This is a genomic window from Pseudomonas sp. H2_A10 (assembly GCF_054680085.1).
Map to the genome: position 1 here is coordinate 663,491 of NZ_CP162821.1, position 22,829 is coordinate 686,319.

The following is a 22,829-nucleotide window of genomic DNA, read 5'->3' on the forward strand; positions in this document are numbered from 1 at the left end:
TGTGTATGCGACTGTGAGCTTAGTTCAGGGTTCCTTATCTGCATGAGGCCAGAACAATCATCGAAAAATCAGCCCTGCCACTTGCCGCCTTCGACAATCACGCTTTCAGGCTTGGTCTCGTCGCTCAGCTCTTTACGCACATATTGGTCGTACAGTTTGAGCAAGAACTTCTCTTCACCCAACTTCGCCAACTCGGCATTCACCCAGTCGCGCAGTTCGACGTTGCCCTTTTTCACCGCCGGGGCGATGGGTGCTTCGTCGCCGAGTTTGTCTTCCAGCACGCGGTAGCCGGGGTTCTGCTTGGCCCAACTGAACAGCACCAGGTTGTCCTGCGCGTAAGCATCGCCACGCCCGGCCGACAGTGCTTGCAGCGACTCGGAGTTTTTCTCGAACTTGAGCAGTTTCCAGTCCGGGTGGTTCTTGGTCAGCCAGATATCAGCCGTAGTACCGGTGGTGACGATGGTGGTGCGGGTGGCCAGGTCATTCAGGCTTTTGACCGCGCTGTTATTGGGCACCAAGGCCTGTACCGCGACTTTCAGGTTGGGGTTGGTGAAGTCCACCGCCTCCTTGCGCTCCGGTGTGACGGTCATGTTGGCGAGGATCAGGTCGACTTTGTCGCTTTGCAGGAACGGAATACGGCTGGCCGGTTCCACCGCGACGAATTCGACTTTGTTCTCGTCGCCCAGCAGGTCCTTGGCGAATCGGCGGCCGATGTCGGTATCAAAACCCACATAGCGCCCAGCCTCGTTGACGAAGCCGAACGGCGGTTTGTCGGTAAAGACGCCGACGATCAGCTTGTCGCGCGCCTTGATCTTGTCGATGTAGCTGACGGCCGCAGGTTTTACCGGTTCTTCGACCTTTTTATCGCAGCCGGCCAGCAAGGCGACGGCAAACAGTGGCAGCAGTAACTTTTTCATATCAGTTCCAGTTCCTTGATCTTTTTGGGCAGTGTTGAAACAAAGGAGAACTTCTCCAGGAACTGCTGCGCGCGTGCGGTTTGCGGGTTCGTAAAGAATGCCTCGGGGGTGTTGTGTTCGAGGATGCGACCGGCCTCCATGAACACCACGCGGTCGGCAACCGCGCGGGCAAAGGCCATTTCATGGGTGACGATCAGCAGGGTCATGCCCTCGCGGGCCAGGCCCTGGATCACTTCCAGCACTTCCTTGACCATCTCCGGGTCGAGGGCGGCGGTGACTTCGTCAAACAGCATGACCTGAGGGTTCATGCACAACGAACGCACGATGGCGATACGTTGCTGCTGGCCGCCGGAGAGCTGGCGCGGGAACGCGTCGCGCTTGTCGGCCAGGCCGACGCGCGCGAGCAGTTGTTCGGCCTGCTCGCGCGCTTCACGCGGGTTGCGTTTTTGCACCTTGAGCGGGCCAAGCAGGATGTTGTCGAGCACGCTCATGTGCGGGAACAGGTGGTAGCTCTGAAACACCATGCCGATGTCCTGGCGCACCTGGCGCCAGTCCGTGGTTTTATCCAGCAGCTCTTTACCCGCCAAGCGCAGGCTGCCGCTGTGCGCCACTTCCAGCCCGTTGAGGCAACGCAGCAAGGTGCTTTTGCCGCAGCCGCTGGGGCCGAGGATCACCACCACTTCGCCACTGTGCACACTCAGGTCGATGCTCTTGAGCACCTGCTGCTCGCCGAAAAACTTGTTGAAACCCTGGAACTCGATCAATGCGCTCATGCTTGGGCCCAGCGCCGTTCCAGCACCTTGGAGGCAGCCGACAACGGGTAGCAGATAAGGAAGAAAAACAGGAACAGCGCGCCGTAGATCAACACCGACTCATAGGTGCGCTCGATGATTTGCTGGCCGACCTTGATCACATCCACCACGCCGATGAGCACCGCCAGCGAACTGGTCTTGATGAGGCGCGTGTAGACGTTGATGGTTGGCGGGGTCATGCGTTTGAGGGCCTGGGGCAACAGCACGTAGCCGAACAGTTGCGGGCCCGACAAGCCAATCGACAAGCCGGCTTCTCGCTGGCCACGGGGCAGCGAGTGCAAGGCGCCGCGTACGACCTCGCCAACCTCGCTGGCGCCCCACAACGACAGCACCAGCACCGCGCACCAGAAACTGGGGATGCTCAGGCCGAAGAAAATCGGCAGGCCAAAAAACAGCAGGTACAACCACACCAGCACCGGGATTGCCCGGAACAGCTCCAGGTACACCCGCAGCACGGCGTTGATCATCGTGTTGCCCAGGGTTCGCAGCACGCCATACACCACGCCGCCGACGGTACTGAAGGCGATGCTCAGGAAAGAAATCGACAGGGTTTGCGCAGCGCCCTTGCCCAGTTGCGGCAACGACACCCACAACAACTCAAGACCCGAACTGGCCATGCTGGAGCCTCCTTTCCAGGCGGCTGAGCAGCAACGACAGCGGCAAAAACAACAGCACGCAAATCAGCGTGAGCACGGCGAGCATTTCGTAGGTTTTGTAGTAAAGCGCGATGTAGCTCTTGGTGGTGTAGAGAATCTCCGGCACCGCCACGGCGGACACCACGGTAGTCTCCTTGAGCAGGAAAATGAAGTTGGCGAACAGCGCCGGCAGGCTGAGGATGCCGGCCTGGGGCAGGATCACATGGCGCAGCAATTGCCAGTCGGACAGGCCGATGGACTTGCCCGATTCGACCTGCGCCAGCGGCACCGCTTCCACTCCGGCGCGCAGCACTTCGGTGAGGTAGGCGCCGCCCAGGAAGGTCATGGTGATGATCGCCGCCCAGAACCCGGAGATATTCAAACCCAGGGCCGGCAGCGCGAAGTACACGAAAAACAGTTGGATCAGCAGCGGTGTGTTACGCGCCAGCTCCACGTACAGGGCCACCAGGCGCGACACGTAGGGCGTGCGAAACACCAGCAGCGCGGCGTTGATCAGCGCCACCAGCAGCGAGGTGGCAATGGCGATCAGGCCCACTTGCAGCGTCACCCCCACGGCGTTCAAAAACGCCGGTAAGGTACTGAGGATAAAAGCAAAATCGAAGGTCATGGGTAGTCCATATCGCCGCATGGGTAATGCCGCGAGCGCAGTCCGCTGCGAAGTGGATAACGTCGGGTAGCACGAACTTTAAAGGTATAAAAACTAAAATTTAAATACCGAAATAGCATATTGATATCACCCAAAAAGATAACCTCGGGATTCGCGGGATTGCCGGGCGACGGCTATGGTTGGGGGGTCTGTTTTTCGAAGGATTAAACAATGAACAAAGCGAAACCGATTGATCCGCAGGAGCTGGTGAAGTGGTTGGTGGCGTTGCGTCGGGCGATCAACCGCCGCGCTCTGTAACCCACTGAAAATCGGATATGAGATGAAGATCAACTGTGGGAGCAAGCCCCCTCCCACATGTTTGAGTACATTCCAAATCCCAGGCATAAAAAAACGCCGACGCTAAACCAGCCATCGGCGTTGAAACCTTGAAGGGGTTTTACACCTCGATCAGAACGCCGGCACGACCGCGCCGTTGTACTTCTTCTCGATGAACGCTTTGACTTCGGGGCTGGTCAGCGCCTTGGACAGTTTCTGGATAGCGTCGCTGTCCTTGTTGTCCGGGCGTGCCACCAGGAAGTTCACATACGGCGACTTGGCGTCTTCGATGATCAGCGCGTCTTTGGCCGGGTTCAGGCCGGCTTCCAGCGCGTAGTTGGTGTTGATCAGGTCGAGGTCAACCTGGTCCAGCACGCGTGGCAACAGGGCCGATTCCAGCTCTTTGAATTTCAGGTGCTTGGGGTTGCTGGCGATGTCTTTTGGCGTAGCCAGGGCGTTGGTCGGGTCTTTCAGGGTGATGACACCGGCCTTTTGCAGCAGCAACAGGGCACGACCGCTGTTGGAGCCTTCGTTCGGGATCGCCACGGTGGCGCCGTCTTTCAGATCTTCGATTTTCTTGATCTTTTTCGAGTAACCACCGAAGGGTTCAACATGCACGCCGACCACGGTCACCAGATTGGTGCCCTTGCCCTTGTTGAAGTTTTGCAGGTACGGCAGGGTCTGGAAGTAGTTGGCGTCCAGGCGTTTTTCAGCAACCTGCACATTGGGCTGTACGTAGTCGGTGAAGACTTTGATCTGCAGGTCCACGCCTTCTTTGGCCAGGGTCGGCTTGATCAGCTCGAGGATCTCGGCGTGCGGGATCGGAGTGGCAGCCACCACCAGTTTTTCGTTGGCTTGGGCGAAGCCGGCAGTCAGGGCAGCCGCCAGTGCGGTAAACAACAGAACCTTTTTCATGCAGTGTCCTTATCGAAATTCCGAGTGGTCTATGACGACCGCGCATTCTGTGAAGTGCCAGCGAAGTGCTATCGCGGCGTGGAGCGGACAATACCTAGATTTTTTATTCCCGGACAATATCTTTTATTCACGTTGATATTCCATTTTGTTCATGCAGAAAAGTGCGCAGGGTTTTCTGCTCCGCAGGGCTGGCCGTGTTGAAGATACGTTGCACCTGCTCCAGCGGCGAACCGGCCACGGGCAGGTTCAAATGTTCGGGCAAAATCTCGTCGCCGCTGCTCACCAGCAAGGCGAAGTGAATGACGTTTTCCAGTTCGCGGGTATTGCCTGGCCAACTATGCCGCTCCAGTACACGCTGGGCCTCGTCGCTGATCAGCGGCACCGGCAGGTCCAAGCGCTGGCTGTAGATGCCGAGGAAGTACTCGGCCAGCGACAGAATATCGCCGACCCGTTCGCGTAGCGCCGGCAGGTCCAGTTGCCCTTCGCTCAGGTAATGGAACAGCCGCTCATGAAACTTGCCCGCCGCCACCGCCTGGGCCAGGTCGATGCTGGTGGCTGCCACCAGACGCACATCCACCGGGCTCGGCTGATGGGCACCGACGCGGGTGACTTCATGGTTTTCCAGGGCGGCCAGCAATTTCACCTGGATAGGCAGCGGCAAGTCGCCGATCTCGTCCAGGTACAAGGTGCCGCCATTGGCCGAGCCAAACCACCCGGCGCGGCTGCTGGCCGCGCCACTGTGGCTACCGGCGGCATAGCCGAACAATTCGGCATCGGCGTAAGTGGGGCTGATCGCGCCGCAATTGACGGAAACAAACAGCCCGGCGCGGTCACTGCCACGGTGGATATGCCGTGCCAGCAGCTCTTTACCGCTACCGGTCTCGCCGCGAATCAACACGGGCAAGGCGCGGGGCGCCAGGCTTTCCAGGTCTTCGCGCAACTGGCGGGAGCGAGGGTCGACGAACACCAACGCCTTGGCGCGAATGCTCAGCGGGCTTTTTTCGGCATCGGGGAAGGTCAGCAGCGGCTGGCCGAAGGTTTCATTCAGACTCATGGCAGGCTCCCGCCCCAACCCACTCGGGGACGAGGCGTTGAAAGAAGGTTACGCACGACGCCGGGCGTGATGCTCAAGACGGTTTTGCAGGCGATAGAGGTAGGCGAACCCCTGCTCCCAGCGCTGATGGCCGGACTTCACGTTGATATGCCCGGCGCCGGAGAGGATGCCGGCCTCGGCGCCCCAGTTGCGCGCCATTTCCAGCGCGCGCGGGGTGCTGACGGCACTGTCATTGTCGGAGCTGACCACCTGGCTGGGGAACGGCAGCAAGTCGGTGGGAACCGGTGCAAAGTTGCGCAACGCCGGCGAACAGGCCGGGCGTTCAACGTCGGCCGGGGCCACCAGCAAGGCGCCGCGCACCTGGCGCAGGAAGTGCAGCGGCGCGGTCGCCGCCCAATGCGCCACGGTGATGCAACCCAGGCTGTGAGCGATCAGGATCACCGGCGTGCTATCGGCGGCGATGGCCTCGGCCAGCGCGGCCACCCAGTCCTCGCGGCGCGGCGTCAGCCAATCGGCCTGCTCCACGCGCGCGCTGTTGGGCAGGCTGTTTTGCCAATGGGTTTGCCAATGATCTTCTGGCGATCCTTGCCAGCCCGGCACGATCAGGTAACGAATCGACTCGCTGTGCACGGGTGTGCCCTCCTGCAGCGTTTAACGTTGCTGATCAGTATAGGGACGCGGATTATGTTAGTTAAGGAATAAGAAGCTATTTATTAATAACTAAAAACTCAAAACCACAATCGAAATGTGGGAGCAAGCCCCCTCCCACATTGGCCTCATTCCACCTGGAGATTTGGTTTGAATTTCAGTCAAAAAAAAAGGCCGCACCCTGCCAAGGAAACGGCCCAAAAACTGTCGAGGCTTTTACCACTACCGTGCGGTGATTACCGACAGCTTGGTAATCCCCGCGCGTTCGATAGACGCCATGGCTCGCGCCACTTCGCCGTAATTCACACCCTCGTCGGCCTGCAGTTGCACCCGCACATCGGGGTCCTTGGCCTTGGCCGCCTGCAGGTTGAATTGCAGCAGGTCCGGCTGGATTTCATCCTTGTTGATAAACAGCTTGCCGGCCCCATCGATGCTCACCACCAGCGGGTCCTTCTGCTCTACCGGGGCTACCGCCTCGGTCTTGGGCAGGTTGATCGGGATCGCGTTGGTCAGCAGCGGCGCGGTGACGATAAACACCACCAGTAGCACCAGCATCACGTCCACCAGCGGCGTGACGTTGATTTCGCTCAGCACCTCGTCACTGTCTTGCGTGGAAAAAGCCATCTCAGGACGCCTCCTTCACTTTTTGCGGGTTGCCGGCGCCGGCTTTGTTGAGCGTGGGGTGCAGCAGCACGCGGAACGAATTTTTTTGCGCGAGGCTGTAGAAGTCGTGGGCAAAGTCATCGAGGTCCGCAGCCGTGAGCTTCAAGCGGCGCAGGAAGTAGTTGTAAACCAGCACCGCCGGTACCGCGACGGCGATCCCGACACCGGTGGCGACCAGCGCCGCGCCGATCGGCCCGGCCACGGTTTCCAGGCTGGCGGAACCGGCGGCGCTAATGCCCTTGAGCGCTTCCATGATGCCCCATACGGTGCCGAACAGCCCGATAAACGGCGACGTGCTGCCGATACTGGCGACCACGGCCAGGCCGGTTTCCAGGGAGCGACGCTCCCGTACGATCTGTTGGCGCAGGGCGCGCTCGAGGCGGTCTTGATGGTTGATCGCCTGGCTCAAGTCCGCCGCGTGCGGCGCATCGCCCACCTGGATGGCGGCATAACCGGCCTGGGCCACGCGGGCCGCGGCACCGGGCTGGGTTTCGGCCAACTCGGCGGCGGAGTCAAGGCTCGACGCCGCCCAGAACCGTGTGTGGAACTTGCGATCCTGGGCCTTGAGACGACCGAACTGCACGCCCTTGAGCAGGGCCAGGCCCCAGGTGGCGACCGAAAAAACCACCAGCAGCCAAATCACCGCGCTTTCGATGGATTCAAGTGGAGATGCTAATGCCATGTTGTTTCCCTCTGTGCAGGTCGCGGCAGGTACAGCACCGCGCAGCCCTCGTTAGTGGATCTTGAAATCGATCGGTACGCTGACCCATCCGTTCTGGGCCACGTCGCCCTGCTTGGCCGGCACGAAACTCCAACGCTTCACGGCAGCCAGGGCGGCATCATCGAGTTGCTGGCGGCCGCTGCTTTTCTGGATCTGGATTTCACCCGGCTTGCCGCTGGCCAGTACCTGAACCCGCAACACCACCGTGCCTTCCCAACCCCGACGCTGGGCCAGCGAGGGGTATTCGGGCGCCGGGTTCTTCAAGTAGGCGGCATTGGCCGAAGCCGGCGTGACCGGGGCTGGCGCTGGCGTTGGGGCAGGCGGCGCGACAGGGGCCACCGCCTGTGGCGCAGGCGTTGGCGGCGGTGTCACTGGTTTGGCGACCGGCTTGGGCACGGGCTTGGCTTTGGGGATTTTTTTCGGCGCGGGCGCAGCTGCCAGCTCGTCCACGGCCGGTGGCGGTGGCTCGACCACCGGTGGTGGCGGCGGTGGCACAGCCGTCGGCGGTTCTACCAGCGCCGGCGCTGGCCGGGAAAGTTCGAGCGTCATCGGCGGGATTTCCGGCGGCACAATCGGCAGCACCGGCGTGGGCTTCTGGCTCACCCAATAAATCACCGCGCCGTGCAGGGCCAACACCAGCACCGCCAGCAAAACCCCTTCGCGCCGGCTCGAAAAGCGCTTGGGGGTTCGCTGCAAACGCAGTTGCCCCAACGGCGCGCGGTGTGGTCGGCCAAGGTCGACCAACTCACCACCCGGTGCCTGGCGCCATGGCGCCTCATGTGCACTGGCGGCGGTCTGGACATTGCCCATGATTGACTCCCTACGGTTTTTAAAACAAAAACCGACAGGCCTGGGTAGAAGGCCGTCGAGGGCTGAATCATCGGGGCCACCCGCTTATTTCTTAAAGTAACCTTTAAAGTTATACCTAGACCAAAATTGAATAAACGAAACCCATGCGCACGGCAAACCCACGGCCCGCGGGGCCTGGGGCGCTGGTGTGTTTTGCCCATGCTTGGCCGGCATGCAAAATATTCACTAAAGGCATGGCTCAACCGGGGCTGTTTGCGCACAAATCAAACAGTTCAGCCTGCAAACACTGCCCCGCCTCACTCAAGCCATGGCGGGCATACAACGCCAGGCGCACGCCTTGTACCACGGGCAAACCGCTGTCCGGCCCCAGTTCCACATGCCCGGGTTGTACGACCCGGCGCGGCAACAAACTCACACCCAACCCCGCCGCTACCGCCGAACACACACTGGCCAGGCTCGCGCTGGAATAGCCGATACGCCAGCGCCAGCCTCCCACTTCCAGGTGGTGCAGCATTTCATTGCGGTACAGGCCGCCCACCGGGAATGCCACCAAGGGCAAAGGGTCGCGCCCCAGGCACGGCGTGCTGCGGCTGTCTACCCAACACAGCGGCTCGGGCCACGAGGCCAGGCAGTCATCACTGCTGCCCATCTGCTTGACCAGCAATACATCGAATTCACCACTGCGGTACTGGCGCTGCAACTCTGGGCCGAGACCGCTGGTGACCTCCAGGCGCACCTTTGGATAGGCCAGCACAAACGCCGACAGCAACGGCATCAGCCGCTGCGCCGCAAAGTCTTCCGGCACGCCCAGGCGCAGCACGCCATCGCTTTGCTGGTTGATCAACACATCGGCGGCCTCTTCATGCAGCGCCAGGATGCGCCGCGCATACGCCAACAAGCGCTCACCCTCGGCGGTGGCGACGACACGCCGTTGATCGCGGTCCAGCAACAGGCACCCCACCGCATCCTCCAGGCGGCGGATCTGCTGGCTGACGGTGGACTGGGTCACATGCAGGCGCTCGGCGGCACGGGTGAAGTTGCCGCAATCCACCACGGCGACGAAGCTGCGCAGCAATACGGGATCGAACATGGTCATTCTCTTTGCCACTGGTTGGCATGGTTATATTTAATTTCAGAATACCTGGGGCGCTGGCCATACTCACGCCTCATTTACCCACTGCAAAGGCGCTGCATGACCCTCAATAAATCCCTCGCCGGCTGGGGCCTGCTGGTGGTACTGGGCCTGAATCTGCGGCCGATCCTCAGCTCCATCAGCCCGTTGCTCGGCGAGATTCGCCAGGCCACCGGCTTGAGCTTCCAGAGCAGCGCCCTGCTCACCAGCCTGCCGGTGGTGTGCATGGGGTTGGTGGCGCTGGTGGGTGTGCGCGTGGAAGCGCGGCTGGGTGAGCGACAGGGTATCGCCCTGGGCTTGAGCCTGATTGTGCTGGCATGCCTGGCGCGCTGGTTGATGGGCCAGGGCTCTGCGCTGCTGGTCACGGCATTGCTCGGCGGTGCCGGCGTGGCGCTGATCCAGGCGTTGGTGCCGGCGATGATCAAGCGCGAATTTCAGCATCGCGTGCCGGTGGCGATGGGTGTGTATTCGGCCTCGCTGATGGCCGGGGGCGGGTTGGCGGCGCTGCTCAGCCCGTTGGTCGCCACGCATTTCGAGCATTGGCAGGCAGGGTTGGGCGTGTGGCTGCTACCGGCGCTGGGCGCTTTGTTGTTGTGGGCCTGGCTGCCATTGGGTGCGGCGAAGAACCCTCATCAGGTGGCACCTGCGTTCCAGGGGCTGCGCAATCGACGCGCATGGCTGTTGGCGCTGTATTTCGGGCTGGTGAACTGCGGCTATATGAGCCTGGTGGCGTGGTTGCCGGCCTACTATCAGCAATTGGGCTGGGGCGTGCTGCCCAGCGGCTCGCTGCTGGCGTTCATGACGATCTTCCAGGTCATCGCGGCGCTGCTGATGCCGGTGCTGGCGCAACGCGGCATCGACCGTCGACCGCTGCTCGGCATCAGCCTGCTCGCCCAGACCGTCGGCTACCTTGGCCTGTTGCTGGCGCCGCTGCAATTTCCACACCTGTGGGTGGCGTTGTGCGGCTTCGGCCTGGGCGCCTGTTTTGCCCTGAGCCTGTTGCTGACCCTCGACCATCACCGCGACCCTCGGCAAGCCGGGCAACTGGCGGCCTTCGTGCAGGGCGTGGGCTTTTTGATCAACGCGGTTTCGCCGTGGATGACCGGCTGGCTGCGCGAACTCACCGGCCACTTCGCCAGTGCCTGGGTGGTGCTGACGGTGACTGCGCTGGCGATGCTGGTGGTGACGCGGGTATTCAGCCCGGCGACCTACCGCACTGGCGCTATAGATATGCATTTAAGATCTAGCTGCAATAACAAAGCTTCGTTGACGGAATAACCCGGCCTCTTAAAATTCCGGTTCTCCTCAAGGACGCCGGCATGCCATGGACCTTCGTCAATTGCGCTACTTCATCGCGCTCAACGAACACCGCAGTTTTGTGCGCGCCGCCGACGCCATGGGCATTACCCAACCGGCGTTCAGTCGCAGTATCCAGGGCCTGGAGCAAGAGTTCGGCTGCGTGCTGGTGGACCGCGGCCATAAACACCTGCACCCCACTCCCGAAGGCCAGGTGGTGTTGCAACATGCCTTGAGCCTGGTGCAAGGCGCTGCGTTGCTCAGCCATGAGGTCACGCGCATGACCAAGCTGGACGCCGGTGAAGTGCGCTTGGGCAGCGATGCGGTGGCGGCAGTCAACTTGGTGCCCCAGGCGATGGCGCGGTTTGTCACCGCCTACCCCAAGGTGCGCAGTACGTTGCAGGTGGACAACTGGCAAAGACTGGGGCGCAGCCTGAGCCGCGAGGAGATCGAATTCTTTATCGCCGACGTACGCCACTTCGAAGCTGACCCGAACTTCCAGACCGAGGCCCTCGCATCCCGGCGCAGCGTATTTTTCTGTCGCGCGGGCCACCCGTTGCTGGCCAAGGACAGCCTGTCCACCAATGACCTGTTCAACTACCCGCTGGCCACCCCCTTGATCGCGCCGGGCATTCGCAAGTTGCTCGCCAACCTCAGCGGGCGCATCGACTTTGCGCCCGCTATCGAGCTGGAACAGTTCACCGCGCTGGCGAGCATCGTGCGCCAGTCCAACGCCATTGACCTGGGGGCCGAAGAAGCCTTCGTCGAGGCCGTGGCCAGCGGCGACTTGAAGGTGCTGCACTGGCGCAACCTGCCGCACAGCCTCGACCGCTTGAACAACCACTGCGGCGTGATCAGCCGCGCTGGGGTTCGCTTGTCGCCAGCGGCGAAGGCGCTGATAGAGAGCCTGCGGGCGGTGGAAAACCAAGCCGATTGGCCCGCGCAAACGTGCCCAAATCATTGAAGCGCACCCCCATCTCGGCCATGACCTTATGTGCCACCTTGGCGGTCATCTGGCGGATGTAAAACGGCTCTTTCACCACAAAATGGTGAATCCCGTGGGTGCTGCCGAAATTGAAGCAGAACGCCTGCAGCGGCCACAGCCACCAGGGGTTGAGCACTTGGGTTTGCTGGATCACATTGCCCAGTTCCACATCGCCGTAGTAATGCATGTTGGAGCTGACAAAGTGCAGGCAGAAAGTGCGCAGCACGTTGGGGCCGATGATCACCACGGCGGCGATGTCGATCACCTGCATCACCTGTAACGTACCGGCTGACCACTCGATCGGCGCCCCCAGCAGGCTGGCGATGCCATTGGCGGCGTGAAAGCCGAGAAACACGTACCACGCGCCCCAATGCAGCAGCGCCAGCGGGGCGTAGACCAACAGCGAGCGCTTGAGGATCTTGAGTTTGTGGCCCCAGGTCCTGGCGCGCAGCATGCGGATAAACGCCGACATCACGTTATCGCCCACCATCAGCAACCGCGCAAAACCCCAGGGCTCGCCGTTGGTGATCGCACGTTCTTCCATATCGGTTTCGGTGCCCGATACCTTGTGATGGTTAAGGTGCAGGTGGCGGCGTATCCACGGGTTGATGGTGCTCGGCCGCGCCAGCCACACCAGGCCCATCATCAGGTTGTGCGGCACGCGCTGCTTGCGAAAGTACATGCTGTGGATCAGGTCGTGTTCCAGCTCATGGGTCAGCGACGCGAAAAACCCATTGAGCAGCAGGCAGGCCCACCAGGCCATGTGGCCGGTGATGTACAGCAACGCCGAGCCAAACATGCCGATCAATGCGAAGGCCAGGATGCCCGCGCCCAGGGCGTCCTGATGCAGCAGCCATGGGTGCTGGCGACGCAAGCGCACGCCTTCGGCCAGCACGACGTCGCGGATATGCGCTGAACGCTGTTGTGCGTTCATCTGCTGGGGACTTGCAGAAGTACCGTCCATGCTCCCATCCTCTTATGCAATGAAGGGTTACATCCTGCCTCAGGCCGTCTGGCAGGACGCTAGCCGCACACGCCAACCTGTTGACCGCAAGCGCCAATCGCCATGACCGAACCCACTTCCCTCGCCAGCTGGACCCGAGCCCTGCGCAAGCAGCTCGACGCCCTGGGCCTGGACAGCGCCGCACTCTGCGCCCAGGCCGGGCTCGACCCGCAGCAGATGGACGACCCCAACGCACGCTATCCCCTGTCGGCGACCACGCGCTTGTGGGCCTTGGCGGTGCAGGCCAGCGGCGATCCGGCGATTGGGTTGCGCGTGTCGCGCTTTGTCAGCCCCACGACGTTCCATGCGTTGGGCTACGCGCTGGTGGCCAGCGGCAGCCTGCGGGAAGTGTTCGAGCGCATCGTGCGTTATCACCAGGTGGTCAGTGATGCCCTGACGCTGGCGCTGATTCGGGACGGTGACCGCTATCGTTTTCGCCTGCTGCAACCCGAAGGCAGCCCGGCACCGGCGCTGGAAGCCATCGATGCGTTTGCGGCGATTTATGTGCGCACCTGTCGCAACCGCCTGGGCCGGGATTACGCGCCCCTGGCCGTGTACTTGCGGCGCCCGGAACCGGCCGATCCCACCCCCTGGCACACGGTGTTCCGGGCGCCGGTATTTTTTGGCGCCGATGAGGACTGCCTGGAGTTTGCGCCGCAGGACTTCGACAGCCACCTGGACGACGCCAACCCCGAACTGGCCGAACACAACGAAACCGTGCTCAAACGCACCCTTGCCCAACTGCAACCGCTGACCTGGGAACGCAAGGTACGCGCCGCGATCGAGGCGCAATTGCCGGAAGGCGAGCCGAGCGCCGAACGGGTTGCCCAGGCGCTGCACTTGAGCCTGCGCAGCTTGCAGCGGCACCTGGCGGATGAGGGGTGTCGCTTTGACGCGTTGCTCAATGAGTGCCGGCAGAACCTGGCATTGCTGCACTTGCGCGACCCGCAGTGCTCATTGGCCGAGATCAGCCATTTGCTGGGGTTTGCCGACACCAGCAGTTTTAACCGGGCCTTCAAGCGGTGGACCGGGGTGACACCGGGGCAGTTTCGGGATGGGTTGCAGTAGGCGGATGTGGGGGATTTGTGCAGGCCTGATCGGGGCCAAGCCCGTCCCACATTGGAATGCAATCAAGTGTGGGAGGGGGCTTGCTCCCGATAGCGAAGCTACAGGCACTGCAAATTCCGAATCCGTCAGCGCCCGCGATCGCGCCGCAACAACTTCCTCACCCGCGCCACCAACGCCTTGGCATCGAAGGGCTTGAGCAGGTAATCATCCTCATGCAACTCCAACCCGCGCAGGCGATCTTCAATACCGCCCGGGGTGGTCAAGAACAGCACTGGCGTGTCGCCCTGGTGCCGGATCGCCTGCTGCAGCTTCCAGGCGTTCAGGCCCGGCAGCATCACGTCCAGGATCACCAGGTCGTACGCGGTACTTTCCACGAAGCGCTGCGCCGCCATGCCATTGGCCGCGACTTCCACGGCGAAGCCTGCTTCGCTCAAGCCCTGGGCCATGAGCTGCGCCAGTTGCGGCTGGTCTTCCACTAACAACACGTGCATGCCTTACCTCTGGGTTTGATTACAAACCTGTCATCAAATTGTGCGGTTTCTGACCACGTCCACTGACTACCGTGACGGCCTGCCTTCAGGAGCCTTCACCATGTCTCGCACTGCCTTGTTCTTGAGCCTCGCCGTTTGCACGGGCGCGCTGGCGGCGCCGCCACTGCCGCGCCATGCCGACCTCGATCTGAATACCGCTCGCCAACTGGTCGATGCCGACCTCCAGCCACTGCAACGCCGCGCTGACCGTCCTGGATCGCGGCGCCAACCTGTTGCTGAGCCTGCGTGCCGACGGTGTCGGCCCGCATAACAGCCTTGCCAGCCAACGCAAAGCGTACACGGCGCTATCGACCAAAACCGCAACGCGGTTGTTTGCCGAACGGGCGCGCAACAACCCCGAGGCCGCCAACCTTAACAGCTTGCCGGAGTTGCTGTTGCTCGGTGGCGGCGTGCCGCTGTTTGCCGATGCCGAGTTGGTGGGTGCGCTGGGTATCGCCGGCGCAGGCGGCGCCGCGCAGGACGAAGCCTGCGCCACACAGGCCGCCGAGCAGTTGGGCCTGAAAACCTCTCTCTGATTCCCCCTCCATAGGACCTCTTGATGAAAACCCTCAGCATGACCCTCGCCGCCCTCAGCCTCGGCGGCCTGTGCAACCTGGCCCTGGCCGCCGGCAACCCACTGAGCGTACACGTGCTCAACCTGGAAAATGGCCTGCCGAGTGCCGGGGTGGGCGTCACCCTGGAACAGCACGTGGGTGACGCATGGCAGCCATTGTCCGAAGGCGTCACCAACCAGCAGGGGCGCATCGCCGAACTGTTCCCCGCCGACCGCAGCATGACGCCGGGCGAGTATCGCGTGGTGTTCAAGACTGGCGATTACTACAAAAAGGCCAACCGCGAGACGTTCTTCCCGCAGGTGCCGGTGATTTTCCAGGTGAAACAGGCCGACCAGCATTACCACATTCCGCTGCTGCTCAGCCCTTACGGGTTCTCTACGTATCGCGGCTCATAGGCCCGCAGCGTGTTGCAGGCGTTTGAGGTCCAGTAGCTCAATCGCACCGTAACTCAGCCCGATGATGCCCTGTTGCTCCAGCGCCTTGAGCAGGCTGTTGGTGGTCTGGCGCGACAGGCCCAGCATGGCCGCCACGTCTTCCTGGGGCAGTTGCAACGTGCGACGCGCCTGGTCTATTTCGCCGTAGCCCTGGGCGATCATCAGCAGCCGATGGGCCAGGCGCGCCGACGCGGGCATCAGGCTCATCTGCTCGATATTGATCAACGACAGGCGCAGTTTGTGGCTCATCAACAGGGCCACATCGCGCCAATAAGCCGGATGCTTTTCGAGCAGGTCGAGCATGCCTGCCTGCGGTACCTGCAACAGCGTACACGGCCCCGAGGCCTGTGCATCGTGGGTGCGCGGCAGGTTGTCGAACAGGCAGATTTCACCGAACCAGTAGGGTGTCTCCACCAGGCTCAACACGGCTTCCTTGCCCTGGGCGTTCACCGCGCTGATGCGCACCGCGCCGTCCAGCACCGCATACAACCCACACGGCGGATCGCCACGCTTGAACAGAAACTGGCCCGCCGCCAGCGAGCGCAGCCGCGATGCCGCCAGCAGACTCTGCTGTAGAGCTTCCGGCAAGTGGCTGAACCAATGGCCGCTGGCCAACCGGGCGTGCCATTTCGCTGCATCCATGAGGACTCCGAAGATTGTCGCCCAACTGACAGTCAGGCGCTGGCTGACAGGGCATGATCAAACATCCTACAGGAGGAACAACAATGAAAAGCCTCGTCGACCATCTCAGTCAATACGCCGCCTACCACCGCGACCCGCGCAATATAGCCAGCCACTTTGTTGGCATCCCGTTGATTGTGGTCGCCGTGGCGGTGCTGCTGTCACGCCCGGAATGGGCGGTGGGAAGCTTGTGGATCTCGCCGGCGGTGATCGTGGCGCTGTTGTCGGCGTGGTTTTACCTGCGCCTGGAACTGGCCTTGGGCGTGCTGATGACGGTGCTGATGGGCGCGTCAGTATGGGCCGGGCATGTGTTGGCGGCGCAGAGCACGATGGTGTGGCTGAGCAGTGGCGTGGGGATGTTCGTGGTGGGCTGGGTGATCCAGTTTGTCGGGCATTACTACGAAGGCAAGAAACCCGCGTTTGTGGATGATGTGTCGGGGCTGGTTGTGGGGCCGTTGTTTGTGGTGGCGGAGGTGGGTTTTTTGCTGGGGTTGCGGCAGGACCTGAAAGTGCAGATCGAAAAGCGCTCGGGGCCGGTGGTGCGCCGTGATCTAAAGCCAAGCGGGGTCTAAATGTGGGGCGGTGTGTCAGTGACATGTTCATCAACTGACCCACTGCTATCGGGAGCAAGCCCCCTCCCACATTGGCCCTCATTGGCACCTGAGCCCTCATTGCCCCTCAGGCACCTTGGGTTTGCGATGTGCTCAGGCTTTTTGCCAGACCTTGGGTTTGAAGAACAGGGTCTCGCCACGCGCCAGACCGATCAGGCTGTCATGGTCCTTCACCACTTCGGCTTCGATCAGCTCGGGCTGGCCTTCTACCTTGAGCGTCACCCGCGTGGTCGCGCCCAGCGGGCGAATATCGCGCACTTGCGCCGCATGGTGATCCTCCAGCTCATGCCGCGACAGCGACACTTCATGCGGACGGAACAACACATGCTTGTCCTCGCCCAGGTGCAGGCGGTTGGAGTCGCCGAGGAAGTGGTAGACAAAATCGCTGGCCGGGTTTTCATACACATCGCCCGGTGAGCCGATCTGTTCGATCACGCCTTTGTTCATCACCACGATACGGTCGGCGACTTCCATGGCCTCTTCCTGGTCGTGGGTCACGAACACCGAGGTCAGGTTGATGTCTTCGTGCAGGCGCGCCAGCCACCGGCGCAGTTCTTTACGCACCTTGGCGTCAAGGGCGCCGAACGGTTCGTCCAGCAGCAGCACTTTCGGCTCTACCGCCAGGGCGCGGGCCAGGGCGATACGTTGGCGCTGGCCGCCGGAGAGTTGTTCCGGGTAGCGGTCGGACAGCCAATCGAGCTGCACCATGTTGAGCAGTTCGTGAACCTTGCCTGCGATCTGGCTTTCCGTCGGGCGCTGGTTTTTCGGCTTCATGCGCAGGCCGAAGGCGACGTTGTCGAACACGCTCATGTGGCGGAACAGCGCGTAGTGCTGGAACACGAACCCGACGTTGCGGTCACGCACGTCGTGGCCGGAGACGTCTTCACCGTGAAACACGATGCTGCCGTCATCCGGGGTTTCGAGCCCGGCGATGATGCGCAGCAAAGTGGTCTTGCCGCAGCCGGAGGGGCCCAGCAACGCCACCAGCTCGCCACTCTGGATGTCCAGATTGATGCTGTTCAGGGCCTTGAAGGCGTTGAAGTTCTTGCTGACATTACGGACTTCGATCGACATGACTTATTCCTCACCGGCGCTGTTGCGCAGGCGGTTGATACGGTTCTCGCTCCACTGCTTGAGCAGCAGGATGAAGAGCGCCAGGATCAGCAACAGGCTGGCCACCGCAAAGGCGGCAACGTGGTTGTATTCGTTGTAGAGAATCTCGACATGCAGCGGCAAGGTATTGGTCACGCCGCGAATGTGGCCGGACACCACCGACACCGCGCCGAACTCACCCATGGCCCGCGCGGTACAGAGCACCACGCCGTAGATCAGGCCCCACTTGATGTTCGGCACGGTCACATGCCAGAACATCTGCCAGCCATTGGCGCCGAGCAGGCGCGCCGCCTCTTCTTCCTGAGTGCCCTGCTCCTGCATCAGCGGGATCAATTCACGCGCAACGAACGGCACGGTGACGAAGATGGTCGCCAGGACGATGCCCGGCAGGGCGAATACGATCTGGATGTCGTGCTCCTGCAGCCAAGGGCCGAACAAGCCCTGGGCGCCGAACATCAGCACGTAGACCAGGCCCGCGATCACCGGGGACACCGAGAACGGCAGGTCGATCAGCGTGACCAGGATGCTTTTGCCACGGAACGAGTACTTGCTCACGCACCACGCGGCGCTGACGCCGAACACCAGATTGAGCGGTACCGAAATCAGCACGGCGATCACCGTGAGTTTCAGCGCCGACAGCGCGTCGGGTTCCAGGATGGCGGTAAAGAACGCGCCGAGGCCGTTCTTCAAACCCTGGGACACCACGATAAACAGCGGCAGCAGCAAAAACAGCGCGAATACCAGCCAGCCAAGGCCGATCAGGATGCGTCGCGACGTGGCACTGCCACGCCGGGCGGCGTTGGCCGAGGACGCCGCGGAAATAGACGATTGGGACATGTTCCGCGCCTCCTTATGGACGTTCGATGCGCCGCTGCAACAAGTTGATCAGCAGCAGCAAGACAAAGGAAACCACCAGCATCAGCACACCGATGGAGGTGGCGCCGCGGTAGTCGTACTGGTCGAGCTTGACCATGATCAGCAACGGCAGGATCTCGGTTTTCATCGGCATGTTGCCGGCGATGAAAATCACCGAACCGTACTCACCCACGCCTCGGGCAAACGCCAGGGCGAAGCCGGTGAGCCAGGCGGGCAGCAGCGCAGGCACGAGGATGTAGCGAAACACCTGCAACGGCTTGGCACCCAGGCAGGCGGCGGCTTCTTCGACTTCGCGGGGGATATCGGCGAGTACCGGCTGCACCGTGCGCACCACGAATGGCAGGGTCACGAAGGTGAGCGCCAGGGTGATGCCCAGCGGCGAGTAGGCGATCTTGAAGCCCAGGTCGGCGGCGAACTGCCCCACCAGGCCCGTCGGCGTGTACAGCGCGGTCAGCGCAATACCGGCCACGGCGGTGGGCAAGGCGAACGGCAGGTCGATCATCGCATCGATGATGCGGCGGCCGGGGAAGGTGTAGCGCACCAGCACCCAGGCCAGCAGCGTACCGATCACGCCGTTGATCAGCGCCGCGTACAACGCGGTGCTGAAGCTCAGTTTCAATGCCGCCACCACGCGTGGTGCCGAGATGATGGCCCAGAACTGATCCCAGGTGAGTTGAGCGGCGTGTACGAACATCGCCGCCAGCGGGATGAGCACAATCAGGCTGAGGTACACCACGGTGTAGCCCAGCGTCAGCCCGAAGCCGGGTATGACGGGGGAAATACGACGCGACATAAGAGTCCTTGGTTAGCGGAACTGACACACAAAACCCGCAGGTGAATGCGGGCTCCATGAGGATGTGTTTCTCGGCTTACTGCGCCGTGTAGATCTGGTCGAACACGCCACCGTCGTTAAAGAATTTCGGTTGGGCAGTTTTCCAGCCACCGAAGTCTTTGTCGATAGTCACCAGGTCCAGTTTGGGGAACTGTTGGGCGTATTTGGCGGCGACTTTCTCATCGCGTGGGCGGTAGAAGTTCTTCGCCGCAATCTCCTGGCCAGCCGGGCTGTACAGGTGCTTGAGGTATTCGGTGGCGATCTCGGTGTTGCCCTTTTTCTCGGCGTTCTTGTCGACCACGGCCACCGGCGGCTCCGCGAGAATCGACAGGGACGGCACGACGATGTCGAACTTGTCGGCGCCGCCGTCTTCCTTGAGCGCCAGGAAGGCTTCGTTTTCCCAGGCCAGCAACACGTCACCCTGGCCATTGTTGACGAAGGTGATGGTCGAACCACGCGCGCCGGTGTCGAGGATCGGCACGTGCTTGAACAACTCTTTGACGTATTCCTGGGCCTTGGCCTCGCTGCCACCAGCCTTGAGGCCATAGGCCCAGGCGGCCAGGAAGTTCCAGCGCGCACCGCCGGAGGTTTTAGGGTTGGGCGTGATCACCGACACGTCTTTCTTGATCAGGTCGCCCCAGTCCTTGATGCCTTTGGGGTTGCCCTTACGCACCAGGAACACGATGGTCGAGGTGTAGGGAGTGCTCGCATCCGGCAGGCGGGTTTGCCAGTTTTCCGGAAGGGTCTTGCCGAGTTTGGCGATTTCGTCGATGTCGCCGGCCAGGGCCAGGGTCACGACGTCGGCGCGCAGGCCGTCGATCACGGCTCGGCCTTGCTTGCCCGAGCCACCATGGGATTGCTGGATCTTGACGTTGTCGCCCGGGTGGGACTGTTTCCAGTAGCTGGTGAATTCAGCGTTGTAGTCCTGGTACAGCTCACGGGTAGGGTCGTACGAGACGTTGAGCAGTTCGTAGTCTTTGGCAACGGCGGAACCGGCAAACACGGCACTGGCCAATGCGGCCAGGGCGTAACGGCGAATCGACGACATAGAAGCTCCTGAAAATTCTTGAGTGTTGGCTTTTCTTATAGTTGCGGGTCTATCGCCGTTCTTGCTCAGCTCGGTTTGTTACCCGGGTTCTGCAAACGGAATTTTTCCTTGCGTTCGATCTGTACCACTTGAGCGTTGTGCACAGTTATTTCCACCGCGCCAAACCGCAGATCGCGCAGGGCGCTCTGGATCTCACGCAAAATGGCTGCTTCGTCCTGGCCGTCGACGCTACGTAGAGATGCGCTCATGGTCTCGCTCCTGAAATGAATAGTGCCTGGCAGTGGCGGCACTGCTTGCGGCGTGAGAGCGATAGTAGTTAAGCGCGGATATTCTTAAAAATACTATTTAAGAATGTTTATATAACCAGAAAGAATTTTCTGGCGGGACGTGGGGTTGCGTGCCGATCTAGGCATCAAGTGGGAGGGGCTTGCTCCCGATAGCGGTGTATCAGGCAGAACTGAGGCACCTGACAGACCGCTATCGGGTTCAAGCCCCCTCCCACAGGTTGATGCATTTCAAGGCTGGATCGCGGGGGCTCGTGACCAGTCGATTTCATTCGCCGGCATCGGCCGCCCAAACCAGTACCCCTGCCCCATGTCGCAATCCTGCTGCAACAAGAACCGCGCCTGCTCGACCTGCTCAATGCCCTCGGCATGTACCTGCATGCCCATGCTTTTCGCCAAGGCGATTACCACGCGCACAATCGCGGCGTCGTCTTCGTCCCACGGCAGGCCGGCAACAAAACCCTGGTCGATCTTGAGCTTCTGCACCGGCAGGCGCTTGAGGCGCAGCAGCGAGGAATAACCGGTACCAAAATCATCGATGGCCAGGCGCAGGCCCAGTTCGCGCAGACGATGCAGCTGTTCCAGGGCCACTTCGGGGTCATCCATCACCGCGCTTTCGGTGACTTCCAGCTCAAGGAACGCCGGGTCCAGGCCCGTGTCGTGCAGCACCTGGGCCACTTGCTCGTAGAGTTCACGCCGGGCAAACAGGCGGCTGGACACATTGATCGCAATAAACGTCAGCGGTGCGCCGTCGGCCAGCCATTGGCACATCTGACGGCACGCCTGGTCCATCACCCAGGCATCAATATCCGCGATCAAGCCGGTGCGCTCGGCGATGGGGATGAACTCGACCGGAGGCACCAGGCCGCGTTCCGGGTGCTGCCAGCGCACCAGGGCTTCGACGCCGATCAGGCGGCTGCCGTGCAGTTCATGCACCGGCTGGTAGTAAACGCGCAGCTCGTGCTGGTCGAGGGCGCGGCGCAGTTCGCTGGCGATCTCGACACGGTTTTGTGCGTGCGCCGTGAGTTCTTCGGTGTACAAGGCGTAGCCTTCGCGGCCCACACTTTTAGCCTTGAACAACGCAGAATCGGCGTTGCGCAGCAGTTGTTCGGCGCTCAGCGCATCGCTGGGGAACAGGCTGATGCCGATGCTGGCGCTTATAAACAGTTGGTGGCCGTCGAAGATGAACGGTTGCTTCATCACATCCAGCATGCGTTGGGCCAATGCGGCGGCCTGCACCACCTGTGAGCAACTTTCGGCGAGCACTGCGAACTCATCGCCCCCCAGGCGCGCCAGGGTTACGCCAGGGCCGAGCAGCCCTTTGAGCCGCTCGCCCACCAGCTTGAGCAACTGGTCACCGACGTTGTGGCCGAGGCTGTCGTTGATGATCTTGAAGTGGTCCAAATCCAGCAACAGCAGGGCGCAGCCGCGTTTATGCAGTTGCGCCGAGGCCAGGGCCTGCTCGGCGCGGTCGGTGAACAGCAGGCGGTTGGGCAGGTCGGTCAGGGGGTCATGATGGGCCAGGTGGGCCAGTTCATGTTCAGAGTCCTTGATGGCGCTGATGTCGGAAAACACCGCGACATACTGGCTGACCTGGCCGTGATCGTCATGAATCACCCGGATCGTCTGCCACTGTGGATAAATCTCACCGCTTTTACGCCGGTTCCAGATTTCACCGCTCCATTCACCGCAGTGCTCCAGGGCCTGGAACATGTGCTGGTAGAAACTCGACGAATGGCGCCCGGATTTGAACAGGCTGGGCTGCTGGCCCATGACGTCTTCGCACCGGTAGCCGGTGATCTCCATAAACGCCCGATTCACATGCACAATCAGGCCCCGGGCGTCGGTAACCAGTACCCCTTCGCGGGTGCAATCGAACACGGCAGCGGCCTGGCGCAGGCGCTCACGGTTCTCCTGCAGGGGCTGTTGTTGCTGGTGGGCGTGGGCAACCCGGGCGCTCATCAGGTAAATCACCAAAGCGCTGCAGGCCACCCATAGATAGCCGCGCACCTGCAACCACAGGTTCAGGTCACTCCGGTTATCGACAAATTCGATCAATAGGTGGCCCGAGATGCCAATCCAGGCGATCGAAACCAGCAGGTATACCAGCCCGGCACGCGCGGCACCTCGGTATGAAAACAGCATATGGTCAGTAATCCTTACTAAAAAACAGCATCGCCCTACAAAGGTTGCGGATTATAGAATAAGAAACATCCAGTCACTTCTATCTGAAAGGGCGGCTG

Annotated in this window: 25 protein-coding genes and 1 pseudogene; 6 read left to right on the forward strand and 20 right to left on the reverse strand. The window is 61.5% G+C overall.

What is annotated here, in order from left to right; all coding sequences use genetic code 11:
• Window positions 1-68: 68 nt before the first annotated feature.
• The 11 genes from AB4O23_RS02950 to AB4O23_RS03000 form a co-directional block, all read right to left on the reverse strand.
• Window positions 69-917: a transporter substrate-binding domain-containing protein gene (locus tag AB4O23_RS02950; protein WP_017526077.1), complete on the reverse strand. Its 849-nt coding sequence runs from the start codon at window positions 915-917 to the stop codon at window positions 69-71.
• On the reverse strand, window positions 914-1,690 hold the full coding sequence (locus AB4O23_RS02955) for an amino acid ABC transporter ATP-binding protein (RefSeq protein WP_068936885.1): 777 nt from the start codon (window positions 1,688-1,690) through the stop codon (window positions 914-916). Before AB4O23_RS02955 ends, AB4O23_RS02950 begins: the two co-directional genes overlap by 4 nt.
• The gene (locus AB4O23_RS02960) at window positions 1,687-2,346 is read right to left on the reverse strand and encodes an amino acid ABC transporter permease (protein WP_017526079.1); all 660 of its coding nucleotides are present in this window, start codon (window positions 2,344-2,346) and stop codon (window positions 1,687-1,689) included. Before AB4O23_RS02960 ends, AB4O23_RS02955 begins: the two co-directional genes overlap by 4 nt.
• Window positions 2,327-2,992 carry an amino acid ABC transporter permease gene (locus AB4O23_RS02965; RefSeq protein ID WP_065876620.1) on the reverse strand — a complete coding sequence of 222 codons (666 nt, stop codon included), beginning with the start codon at window positions 2,990-2,992 and terminating at the stop codon, window positions 2,327-2,329. The genes AB4O23_RS02960 and AB4O23_RS02965 overlap by 20 nt, the downstream gene beginning before the upstream one ends.
• A 447-nt stretch (window positions 2,993-3,439) precedes the next feature.
• Complete coding sequence (locus AB4O23_RS02970) at window positions 3,440-4,222, reverse strand: MetQ/NlpA family ABC transporter substrate-binding protein (RefSeq protein ID WP_017526081.1); 783 nt, start codon at window positions 4,220-4,222, stop codon at window positions 3,440-3,442.
• A gap of 127 nt (window positions 4,223-4,349) precedes the next feature.
• Entirely contained in the window at window positions 4,350-5,276 is a 927-nt protein-coding gene (locus AB4O23_RS02975) for a sigma 54-interacting transcriptional regulator (RefSeq protein ID WP_017526082.1), read from the reverse strand.
• A 48-nt stretch (window positions 5,277-5,324) separates the two neighbouring features.
• The gene (locus tag AB4O23_RS02980) at window positions 5,325-5,906 is read right to left on the reverse strand and encodes an alpha/beta hydrolase (RefSeq protein WP_017526083.1); all 582 of its coding nucleotides are present in this window, start codon (window positions 5,904-5,906) and stop codon (window positions 5,325-5,327) included.
• Window positions 5,907-6,146: 240 nt separating this feature from the next.
• Window positions 6,147-6,548 carry an ExbD/TolR family protein gene (locus tag AB4O23_RS02985; RefSeq protein WP_017526084.1) on the reverse strand — a complete coding sequence of 134 codons (402 nt, stop codon included), beginning with the start codon at window positions 6,546-6,548 and terminating at the stop codon, window positions 6,147-6,149.
• 1 nt (window position 6,549) lies between these two features.
• Window positions 6,550-7,269 carry a MotA/TolQ/ExbB proton channel family protein gene (locus AB4O23_RS02990; RefSeq protein ID WP_017526085.1) on the reverse strand — a complete coding sequence of 240 codons (720 nt, stop codon included), beginning with the start codon at window positions 7,267-7,269 and terminating at the stop codon, window positions 6,550-6,552.
• 51 nt (window positions 7,270-7,320) lie between these two features.
• Window positions 7,321-8,118, reverse strand: coding sequence for an energy transducer TonB (locus AB4O23_RS02995; protein ID WP_065876619.1), 798 nt, complete (start codon window positions 8,116-8,118; stop codon window positions 7,321-7,323).
• Window positions 8,119-8,356: 238 nt separating this feature from the next.
• Window positions 8,357-9,208, reverse strand: a complete 852-nt coding sequence (locus AB4O23_RS03000; protein WP_017526087.1) for a LysR family transcriptional regulator — start codon at window positions 9,206-9,208, stop codon at window positions 8,357-8,359.
• A gap of 102 nt (window positions 9,209-9,310) precedes the next feature.
• Between AB4O23_RS03000 and AB4O23_RS03005 the strand changes: the two genes are divergently transcribed.
• Together AB4O23_RS03005 and AB4O23_RS03010 are read left to right on the forward strand one after the other, a co-directional pair.
• A complete protein-coding gene (locus AB4O23_RS03005) occupies window positions 9,311-10,528 on the forward strand; it encodes a CynX/NimT family MFS transporter (protein ID WP_017526088.1) in 1,218 nt (405 codons plus the stop codon).
• A gap of 46 nt (window positions 10,529-10,574) precedes the next feature.
• Complete coding sequence (locus tag AB4O23_RS03010) at window positions 10,575-11,510, forward strand: LysR family transcriptional regulator (RefSeq protein ID WP_460150394.1); 936 nt, start codon at window positions 10,575-10,577, stop codon at window positions 11,508-11,510.
• Here AB4O23_RS03010 and AB4O23_RS03015 read toward each other — a convergent pair.
• Window positions 11,401-12,495 carry a fatty acid desaturase gene (locus AB4O23_RS03015; protein ID WP_026067124.1) on the reverse strand — a complete coding sequence of 365 codons (1,095 nt, stop codon included), beginning with the start codon at window positions 12,493-12,495 and terminating at the stop codon, window positions 11,401-11,403. The genes AB4O23_RS03010 and AB4O23_RS03015 overlap by 110 nt on opposite strands.
• A gap of 102 nt (window positions 12,496-12,597) precedes the next feature.
• Between AB4O23_RS03015 and AB4O23_RS03020 the strand changes: the two genes are divergently transcribed.
• The gene (locus AB4O23_RS03020) at window positions 12,598-13,602 is read left to right on the forward strand and encodes an AraC family transcriptional regulator (protein ID WP_065876617.1); all 1,005 of its coding nucleotides are present in this window, start codon (window positions 12,598-12,600) and stop codon (window positions 13,600-13,602) included.
• Window positions 13,603-13,727: 125 nt separating this feature from the next.
• Here AB4O23_RS03020 and AB4O23_RS03025 read toward each other — a convergent pair whose 3' ends face one another.
• Window positions 13,728-14,093 carry a response regulator transcription factor gene (locus AB4O23_RS03025; protein WP_017526092.1) on the reverse strand — a complete coding sequence of 122 codons (366 nt, stop codon included), beginning with the start codon at window positions 14,091-14,093 and terminating at the stop codon, window positions 13,728-13,730.
• 100 nt (window positions 14,094-14,193) lie between these two features.
• Between AB4O23_RS03025 and AB4O23_RS03030 the strand changes: the two are divergent.
• Window positions 14,194-14,668 (forward strand): annotated as a pseudogene (locus tag AB4O23_RS03030) (GlcG/HbpS family heme-binding protein).
• A 23-nt stretch (window positions 14,669-14,691) separates the two neighbouring features.
• A complete protein-coding gene (gene uraH, locus AB4O23_RS03035; RefSeq protein ID WP_017526094.1) occupies window positions 14,692-15,102 on the forward strand; it encodes a hydroxyisourate hydrolase in 411 nt (136 codons plus the stop codon).
• Here the strand turns inward: uraH and AB4O23_RS03040 are convergent.
• Window positions 15,097-15,783, reverse strand: a complete 687-nt coding sequence (locus tag AB4O23_RS03040; RefSeq protein WP_017526095.1) for a Crp/Fnr family transcriptional regulator — start codon at window positions 15,781-15,783, stop codon at window positions 15,097-15,099. The genes uraH and AB4O23_RS03040 overlap by 6 nt on opposite strands.
• Before the next feature lie 83 nt (window positions 15,784-15,866).
• Between AB4O23_RS03040 and AB4O23_RS03045 the strand changes: the two genes are divergently transcribed.
• The gene (locus AB4O23_RS03045; protein WP_065876615.1) at window positions 15,867-16,394 is read left to right on the forward strand and encodes an Mpo1 family 2-hydroxy fatty acid dioxygenase; all 528 of its coding nucleotides are present in this window, start codon (window positions 15,867-15,869) and stop codon (window positions 16,392-16,394) included.
• A 132-nt stretch (window positions 16,395-16,526) separates the two neighbouring features.
• Here the strand turns inward: AB4O23_RS03045 and AB4O23_RS03050 are convergent, their stop codons facing one another.
• The 6 genes from AB4O23_RS03050 to dibA all read right to left on the reverse strand — a co-directional run bounded on the left by AB4O23_RS03050 (window position 16,527) and on the right by dibA (window position 22,731).
• Window positions 16,527-17,507 (reverse strand): sulfate/molybdate ABC transporter ATP-binding protein, encoded by a 981-nt coding sequence (locus AB4O23_RS03050; protein ID WP_017526097.1) that lies wholly within the window; start codon window positions 17,505-17,507, stop codon window positions 16,527-16,529.
• A 3-nt stretch (window positions 17,508-17,510) separates the two neighbouring features.
• Window positions 17,511-18,383 (reverse strand): sulfate ABC transporter permease subunit CysW, encoded by an 873-nt coding sequence (cysW, locus tag AB4O23_RS03055; RefSeq protein ID WP_017526098.1) that lies wholly within the window; start codon window positions 18,381-18,383, stop codon window positions 17,511-17,513.
• Between the two features lie 13 nt (window positions 18,384-18,396).
• A complete protein-coding gene (gene cysT, locus AB4O23_RS03060) occupies window positions 18,397-19,215 on the reverse strand; it encodes a sulfate ABC transporter permease subunit CysT (RefSeq protein ID WP_017526099.1) in 819 nt (272 codons plus the stop codon).
• 76 nt (window positions 19,216-19,291) lie between these two features.
• Complete coding sequence (locus tag AB4O23_RS03065) at window positions 19,292-20,302, reverse strand: sulfate ABC transporter substrate-binding protein (protein ID WP_017526100.1); 1,011 nt, start codon at window positions 20,300-20,302, stop codon at window positions 19,292-19,294.
• A 65-nt stretch (window positions 20,303-20,367) separates the two neighbouring features.
• Window positions 20,368-20,550, reverse strand: coding sequence for a sulfur starvation response protein OscA (oscA, locus tag AB4O23_RS03070; protein ID WP_003170956.1), 183 nt, complete (start codon window positions 20,548-20,550; stop codon window positions 20,368-20,370).
• A gap of 267 nt (window positions 20,551-20,817) precedes the next feature.
• Entirely contained in the window at window positions 20,818-22,731 is a 1,914-nt protein-coding gene (dibA, locus tag AB4O23_RS03075; RefSeq protein WP_135196890.1) for a phosphodiesterase DibA, read from the reverse strand.
• Between the last annotated feature and the right edge of the window lie 98 nt (window positions 22,732-22,829).